9 protein-coding genes are annotated in these 7990 nt (G+C 61.7%); all 9 read left to right on the forward strand.

Annotation, left to right across the window (positions count from 1 at the left end):
* The first annotated feature begins 1 nt into the window (after position 1).
* The 9 genes from ruvC to ACO54Z_RS02360 all read left to right on the forward strand — a co-directional run bounded on the left by ruvC (position 2) and on the right by ACO54Z_RS02360 (position 7722).
* Positions 2-526, forward strand: coding sequence for a crossover junction endodeoxyribonuclease RuvC (gene ruvC / locus ACO54Z_RS02320; RefSeq protein WP_485995565.1), 525 nt, complete (start codon positions 2-4; stop codon positions 524-526).
* Positions 527-1120 carry a Holliday junction branch migration protein RuvA gene (gene ruvA, locus ACO54Z_RS02325; protein WP_485995566.1) on the forward strand — a complete coding sequence of 198 codons (594 nt, stop codon included), beginning with the start codon at positions 527-529 and terminating at the stop codon, positions 1118-1120.
* Entirely contained in the window at positions 1117-2127 is a 1011-nt protein-coding gene (gene ruvB / locus ACO54Z_RS02330; protein WP_485995567.1) for a Holliday junction branch migration DNA helicase RuvB, read from the forward strand. Before ruvA ends, ruvB begins: the two co-directional genes overlap by 4 nt.
* 63 nt (positions 2128-2190) lie before the next feature.
* Positions 2191-2925 (forward strand): protein TolQ, encoded by a 735-nt coding sequence (tolQ, locus tag ACO54Z_RS02335; protein WP_298080468.1) that lies wholly within the window; start codon positions 2191-2193, stop codon positions 2923-2925.
* Positions 2922-3380 (forward strand): ExbD/TolR family protein, encoded by a 459-nt coding sequence (locus tag ACO54Z_RS02340; protein ID WP_298080469.1) that lies wholly within the window; start codon positions 2922-2924, stop codon positions 3378-3380. Before tolQ ends, ACO54Z_RS02340 begins: the two co-directional genes overlap by 4 nt.
* On the forward strand, positions 3377-5053 hold the full coding sequence (tolA, locus tag ACO54Z_RS02345; protein ID WP_485995568.1) for a cell envelope integrity protein TolA: 1677 nt from the start codon (positions 3377-3379) through the stop codon (positions 5051-5053). The genes ACO54Z_RS02340 and tolA overlap by 4 nt, the downstream gene beginning before the upstream one ends.
* A gap of 100 nt (positions 5054-5153) precedes the next feature.
* Complete coding sequence (tolB, locus tag ACO54Z_RS02350) at positions 5154-6431, forward strand: Tol-Pal system beta propeller repeat protein TolB (RefSeq protein ID WP_485995569.1); 1278 nt, start codon at positions 5154-5156, stop codon at positions 6429-6431.
* A gap of 142 nt (positions 6432-6573) precedes the next feature.
* Positions 6574-7137, forward strand: a complete 564-nt coding sequence (gene pal, locus ACO54Z_RS02355) for a peptidoglycan-associated lipoprotein Pal (protein ID WP_298080472.1) — start codon at positions 6574-6576, stop codon at positions 7135-7137.
* A gap of 9 nt (positions 7138-7146) precedes the next feature.
* Positions 7147-7722, forward strand: coding sequence for a tetratricopeptide repeat protein (locus ACO54Z_RS02360; protein WP_485995570.1), 576 nt, complete (start codon positions 7147-7149; stop codon positions 7720-7722).
* Positions 7723-7990 lie beyond the last annotated feature (268 nt).

Consider the following 7990-nt stretch of genomic DNA (forward strand, 5'->3'; position numbering starts at 1 on the left):
CATGGCGTTGTCCCGCCGTGTGCTTGCCATTGACCCCGGCTCGCGCGTCACCGGCTACGGCATTATTGATGTCAGCGGGCAGGAGGTGCGCTACGTTGATAGCGGCTGCATCCGCCTCGCCGACGAAGAAATGCCGCTGCGCCTGATGATGATTCATCAGGGCATCAGCGAGCTTATCCGCACTTACCGCCCGCAGGAATTCGCGATAGAAGCCATCTTCGTCCACAAAAACCCCGCGTCGGCGCTGAAACTGGGGCAGGCGCGCGGCGTTGCCATTTGCGCGGCGGTGCTGGCGCAGTTGCCCGTCGCCGAATACGCGGCGAAAAGCATCAAGCAGGCGGTGGTCGGCAAGGGCGGCGCGGAGAAAACGCAGGTGCAGCACATGGTGAAGATTTTGCTGAACCGCAGCGGTGTCATCCAGAGCGACGCTGCCGACGCGCTCGCCGTCGCGCTGACGCACGCGCACCACCTGCAAACGCAGCGGCGGCAACAACTGGCGGGGCTGGCTACCGCCTGGGAGGCGTGAATGATTGGCTATCTGCGCGGCACGGTGCTGGTCAAACAGGCCGGGCAACTGATTCTTGAAACCGGCGGCGTCGGCTACGAACTGGCGGTGCCGCTGGCCGTACTGGAGCGGGTGCATGAGGGGCAGGAAGCGGCGCTGTTCGTCCATCATGCGGTGCGCGACGATGGCCATTTTCTCTACGGTTTCCTCACCCTGGAGCAGCGCGGCTGGTTCCGCGAACTCATCCGCGTCAGCGGCATCGGCCCGAAAATCGCGCTGCTGATTCTCTCCGGTTTCGACGGGGAAATGCTGGCGCAAATCGTGCGCGCGCAGGACAGCGCCGCGCTGGTGAAATTGCCCGGCGTCGGCAAAAAAACCGCCGAGCGGCTGTTAATGGAGCTGAACGACCGCGTCGGCAGACTGCCCACGGCGGGCGGGGCAGGGCAGGGCAGCATCCTGCGTCCGGCGTCGGCGCGGCTCGATGCCGAAGAAGCGCTCATTGCGCTCGGCTATAAACCGGCGGAAGCGGCGCAACTGATTGAGCGCGTCGGCGATGACGACGCCGACACCGACACCCTTATCCGCCGCGCCCTGCAACTGAAATTCAAGACATGATTGAATCCGACCGCCTTATTCACGGCAACAGTCTCGGCAATGACGAACAGGCCGTTGAACGCGCCGTGCGCCCGAAACGCCTCGCCGACTACATCGGGCAAAGCGCGCTGAAAGCGCAGATGGAAATCTTCATCCAGGCGGCGCTTTCCCGCAAGGAAGCGCTCGACCACGTCTTGCTCTTTGGCCCGCCGGGACTGGGCAAAACGACGATGGCGAACATCATCGCCGCCGAACTGGGGGTGAACCTGCGCCAGACTTCCGGCCCCATCCTCGACAAGGGCGGCGATTTGGCGGCGATGCTGACCAATCTGGAAGCGCATGACGTCCTCTTTATAGATGAAATCCACCGCCTCTCGCCCGCCGTGGAAGAAGTGCTGTATTCGGCGATGGAAGACTACCGCATTGACATCATGATTGGCGAAGGTCCGGCGGCGCGCTCCATCATCCTGCCCATCAAACCGTTCACCCTCGTTGGCGCCACCACCCGCAGCGGGCTTTTAAGCGCGCCGTTGCGCGACCGCTTCGGCATCAGCCAGCATTTGCAGTTCTACAGCGAAAGCGAGCTGACCGCCGTCGTCCTGCGCGCGGGCGAACTGCTTGGCGTGAAGATGGAACGCGACGGCGCGGTGGAAATCGGCAAACGCGCGCGTGGCACGCCGCGCATCGCCAACCGTCTCCTGCGCCGCGTGCGTGACTACGCCGACGTGCGCGGCGGCGGCATCATCACCCGCGCCATTGCTGATGAAGCGCTGGAACTGCTCGCCATTGACCACTGCGGTTTCGACAACCTCGACCGCCGCCTGCTCACCATCATCATTGACCACTTCGACGGCGGCCCGGTCGGCCTCGACACCCTCGCCGCCAGTATCGGCGAAGAGCGCGGCACCCTCGAAGACGTGGTCGAACCCTACCTCATCCAGCAGGGCTACCTGCAACGCACCCCACGCGGCCGCGTCGCCAGCGCCCGCGCCTATGCGCATCTCGGCCTGGAAATGCCCAAACCGTAACCTTGCCCGGACGCGCCAACGTTACACTACCGCAACCCCGCAAACCCCAACAGGAGAACCCCCTTGCACCCGACCGCAGAAACCGGCCTGTCCGTCTCCCGCCTCATCGGTGATGCCAGCATCCCGGTCAAATTCATCATGCTCATCCTCTTCATGATGTTCCTCACCACCCTGTTCATCACCGGCAAAAAATACGTCCAGTTCCTGCGCCTGCGCCAGAAAATCAAACAATTTGACAAAACCTTCTGGTCAGGCAGCGACCTCGAAATCCTCTACGCCGGCTACGAAAAACGAAACCCCGAAAGCATCGAGCGCGTCTTTACCGACGGCTTCCGCGAGTTTATGCAATTCCACGGCAACAGCCTCGACAACCCTGACGTCATCGTCCACAACTGCCGCCGCGCCATGACCGCTGCGCTCAACCGCGAAAGCTCGCGTCAGGAACGCGGCCTGAACCTGCTCGCCACCATCGGCTCATCCGCGCCCTACATCGGCCTGCTCGGCACCGTGTACGGCATCATGAACTCCTTCATCGCCATCGGCGGCGCACAAAGCGCCAGCATCTCCAGCGTCGCCCCCGGTATCGCCGAAGCCCTGATTGCCACAGCCATCGGCCTGCTCGCCGCCATCCCCTCCGTCCTCTCCTACAACTACTTCGTCACCCGCTCCGAAAGCCTCGTCGTCGAATACGACGCCTTCATCGAAGAATTCTCCAACCTCCTGCAACGCCAAATCATCATCGCGCGCGACTACCAGCGCCGCCAACAACAACAGGCACAACCGAGAAAACCCGCATGATCCGACGTCGCCGCCACAAAGCCAAAGCCGAAATGAACGTCGTGCCCTACATCGACGTCATGCTCGTGCTGCTCGTCATCTTCATGATCGCCGCGCCGCTCATCCACCAGCAATCCATCGAAATCGACCTGCCCGACAGCACCGCCGACGTCATCGAAATGCCCGAAGACGCGGGCAACGACCTCATGCCGCTCGTCCTCACCGTTGACGCCCAGGGCAACTACTACTTCAACCGGGGCGACAGCACCCGCCCGCTGCAACCCGAAGAAATCGTTGACATCGTCAACCAGGAAATGACCGCGCACCCTGACCTGCCCGTCCTTGTCCAGGGCGACGCCAACGCCAACTACAACAAAGTCATCGACGGCATCGTCTTCCTGCAACAGGCGGGTGCGCCGAAAGTCGGCCTCGTCACCGAACAACCCCCGGAAAGCGCGGCGGAGACCACGCAGTGAACGAATACCACGCGCCGAAGCGCGACCGCATCCAGGACAACCTCGGTGGCGCGGCCGGCATCGGCATCGGCCTACTCACCCTGGCGCTCATCATCCTCTTGAGCCGCGAATACCCGGTGGACATCAGCGGCGAAAAACCGCCGGGCGAAAAAAGCGAACAAATACGCCCCGCCATCAACACCCAAATCGTCGATGCCGCCACCCTGAAAAACACCATCGACCGCATCGAAAACCGCAAACAGGCGGCAGAACAAGAACGCCTCGACGCCGAGCGCAAAGCGATCGAAGCCGAGCGCCGCGCCGAAGAACAAAAACGCCGCCAGGCAGAAGCCGCTGCACGCAAGGCCGCGGCCGAAAAAGCGCGCGCAGAAGCCGCCGCCAAAGCCGCACAAGAAGCGGCAGAAAAAGCCCGTACCGAAGCCGCTGCCAAAGCCGCTGCCGCCAAAGAAGCGGCCGCCAAAGCTAAACAAGAAGCCGCCGAAAAAGCCAAAGCAGAAAAAGCCGAAGCGGCAGCCAAAGCAAAACAAGAAGCTGCCGAAAAAGCCAAAGCAGAAAAAGCCGAAGCGGCCGCCAAAGCCAAACAAGAAGCCGCCGAAAAAGCCAAAGCAGAAAAAGCTGAAGCGGCAGCCAAAGCCAAACAAGAAGCTGCCGAAAAAGCCAAGGCAGAAAAAGCCGAAGCGGCGGCCAAAGCCAAGGCAGAAGCCGCAGCAAAAGCCAAAGCCGAAAAAGCGGCCGAGAAAAAAGCCGCCGAAAAACGCGCCAAAGAAATCGCCGCCCAGGAAGTCGCCGAACAGGCAGCGGCAGCCAAAGCCGAGGCCGCCGCCAAGGCCAAAGCCGAAAAAGCGGCAAAAGCCAAAGCCGAAAAAGAAGCCAAAGCCGCCGCCGAAAAAGCCGAAAAAGCTGCGGCGGTCAAAGCGGCAAAAGAAGCCGCAGCCAAAGAAGCAGCGGAAAAAGCAGCGGCAGACAAAGCCGCCAAAGCCGCTGCCGCCAAGGCTGAAAAAGCGGCGGCTGCCAAAGCAGCAAAAGAAGCGGCTGCCAAAGAAGCAGCCGAAGCCGCCGCTGCTGCCAAAGCAGAAGCTGCGGCAAAAGCCAAGGCTGAAAAAGCTGCTGCCGCAAAAGCCGCAAAAGAAGCCGCCGCCAAAGAAGCAGCGGAAAAAGCGGCAGCCGAAAAAGCCGCCAAAGCAGAAGCGGCGGCAAAAGCCAAAGCCGAAAAAGAAGCCGCCGAAAAAGCGGCCAAAGAAGCCGCTGCCAAAGCTGCCTCCGAAAAAGCCCGATCCGAACGCGAAGCCGCCAAAGCCAAGGCGGAGGCGGACAAAAAAGCAGCGATGGCCGCGCTGCAAGCCGAACTCGAAGCTGACGCCAAAGGCAAAGAAAGCGCCGAAGCCGTTGCCGCCCTCAAAGACTTTGGCGTCAACACCCTTGGCGCGCGGATGAAAAAATACTGGCGCCTGCCGCCGAACATCCCGGAAAACCTCTCCGTCAAAATCTTCGTCAAACTCGACAGCAGCGGCAACGTTGTCAAAGCCAGCATCAAACAAAGCAGCGGCTACAAACTGTTTGACGACGCCGCGCTGCGCGCCGTACACGACGCCTCACCCCTGCCGATGCCCAAACACCCCGGCGCGGTAGAAGCCTTGGTCTCCGACGGCATCATCACCAAATTTGACCCATGACCCCGAAACCCCGCACCAACCGGCGTAAAAGCCTGCAACCGCGCGACAAACTGCTAAAATGCCGCGCTCCTCGCAACCCACAACCAAAAGGTGAACCCACATGAAAAATAGCCAAAAATGGAAGCTGCTCGGCCTCTGCCTCCTCCTGCCGTGGACTGCCGCGCAGGCACAAGTCGAAGTCAACGTCTCCGGCGCACAAGTGGCGGCGCGCCCCATCGCCATCCTGCCGGTACAGGGCGATCCGGGCGTCAAAATGGACTACCTCATCGCTAGTGACCTGCAAAAGACCGGGCTGTTCCAGCCGCTTGACCCCAAAACCTTCCCGGAAAACCCGGCATCACCCGCCGCCATTCAGTATCCCGCGTGGAAACAGGCCGGCGCCGACTACGTCGTCATGGGGATGATGCAGGGCGCAAACGCCGGCCAATTCGTGCTGAACGACGTCAACAGCGCCTCACAACTCGCCAACGAAAACCTGCATGATGCCGACGCACGCCAACTGGCGCACCAGGCCGCCGACTGGATACTTTACCGCCTCACCGGCAAACGCGGTGTCTTCGGCACCCAGCTTGCCTACGTCCTCGAACAGGGCGGCGCCAAAGGCGCGCGCAGCTACTCGCTGCTCGTCTCTGACGTTGATGGCGCCAACCGCCGTACCGTTTACTCCTCCAACGAACCCATCCTCTCGCCATCCTGGGCGCCGAACGGCCGCGCCATTGCCTTCGTCACCTACGCCAACCACCACGCACAAGTCGTCATCCAGGAAATCGGCGGCGGCAGCCGCGTCGTTGCCCAGGGCGACGGCATCAGCAGCGCCCCGGCCTTCTCGCCGGACGGCGGCTACCTCGCCTTCGTCCAGTCCGAAAACAACAACCCGGACATCTACCTCTTAAACCTCGCCAGCGGTGCCAAAACCCGCCTCACCGACCACGCGGCGATTGATACCGAACCCGCCTTCTCGCCAGACGGCAACTACATCTACTTCACCTCCGACCGCTCTGGTAGTCCGCAAATCTACCGCATGAGCCGCAACGGCGGCGGTGCCGAGCGCGTCGTCTCCGGCAGCGGCTACAGCGCCAACAGCGACCTCTCGCCGGACGGCAGCTCACTCGTGCTGACACGCCAAAGCGGCGGTGGCTTCCAGATTGGCACCTACGACCTTGCCAGCAAACGCTTTGACGCACTCACCAGCGGTCGCCTTGACGAAGGCGCGAGCTTCGCCCCGAACGGACAACTCATCATCTACGCCACCAAAGAAGGCGGCAGATCCGTGCTGAAAATCATCAACAGCAAAGGTGGCGTCGCGCAAACCCTCTCCGACAGCAATGGCCGCCTGCGCGACCCGGCCTGGGGACCAGACACCCGCCCGCAGCCCTGAAGCGCACCGTTCCCAAACCATAAAAACAACACGCCCCGCCCCCGTGGCGGGGCAAAAACAAAACCGCATCCTTCCCCCTGAACAGAAAACACCTACAACCCTTTCCAACAAAACCTGAAGACAAAAAAGGAACCCAAAAACCATGAAATACAAACAAACCCTCGGACTCATCATCTTCAGCCTGCTGGCCTTTGCCTGCTCCAGCCCCTACGGCCTCGAAGAAGGCGAAAACGCCGGACAAGAAAACGGCTTCGGTGGCTACGGCGACGGCACCACCTACGGCAACAACAACAGCTTTGGTCGCGGCAGCGCCAGCACCGCCGACTACTACAACGACCCGCAATACGGCGTGAACGTCGTCGGCGGGCCACAATCGGCGGACAAAGACCGCATCATCTACTTCTCCTTTGACAGCAGCGCCATTGACAGCCGCTCCGAAGCCGTCATCCGCGAGCACGCCAAATACCTGCGCGCCCACCCGCAGACCAAAGTCGTACTCGAAGGCCACACCGACGAACGCGGCACACGCGAATACAACATCGGCCTCGGCGAACGCCGCGCCTACTCCGTCAAAGAACGCTTCGTCGCCGAAGGCATCTCGCCACAACAAATGCGCGTGATGAGCTACGGCGAAGAACGCCCCGCCGCCTTCGGTTCCAGCGAAGAAGACTACGCCAAGAACCGCCGCGCCGTCATCGTTTACTAAGGAGCCGCCATGAAGCGCCACACCCTTGCCCTCATCACCTTCGCCCTGCTCGCCAGCGGCTGCGCCACCATTGACCCCGAACAATACGCCGCCACCCAGCGCCAGGTTAATGACCTCAGCACCCGCCTGAAAAAACTGGAAGCCGACCAGGTTGCACTGCAAACCCGCCTTGACGAAGTCGGCAAAGGCGCACGCCTGCCGAGCGGCGTCAATGCCGTCGTCACCCCGCGCCGGGGCGAAGCCGCACCCGCTGCACAAAACAGCACCGGCGGCGGCTACGAAGAAGGCCTTGCCCAATACCGCGCCGGCGACCTGAACGGCGCCATCGGTACCTTTGAACAATACCTCAACAGCGGTGCCAGCGGCCCCGAAGCGGCGCTGGCACAGTACTGGCTTGGCGACGCCTACTATATGCAGCGCAACTACGACATGGCGAGCCGCTACCTCGGCGCCTACCTCAAGGCGCAACCGAACGGCGACCGCGCCCAGGCGGCACTGAACCGCCTCGTCGAATCACTGCGCGCGATGGGGCGCAACGAAGATGCCGCGACGCTTGCCAGCCAGGGCATCAGCGCCTTGCAATAAATAATGCCAGTACTACAACGTTAAACCCCGCCAAACGGCGGGGTTTTTCTATAGCCATCCACCGAAAGCCTCATACGGTGTTGCGTCGTCTGACCGGGCACCCTAAAAAATGGCGGAGCCATTTTTTAGGGAAACCCCGCGCCGTACAACCGCGTACTGCCTTCAGCGGCGTGCCTTGTCTGAAATTTTCGGTGGATGGCTATATATTTTTACGCCTTGCCGCGCAGGTATAACACCCGCCCGTCGCCGCCGACAATCAGGCGGCAGG

The sequence above is a fragment of the Cardiobacterium sp. genome (genome assembly GCF_057314735.1).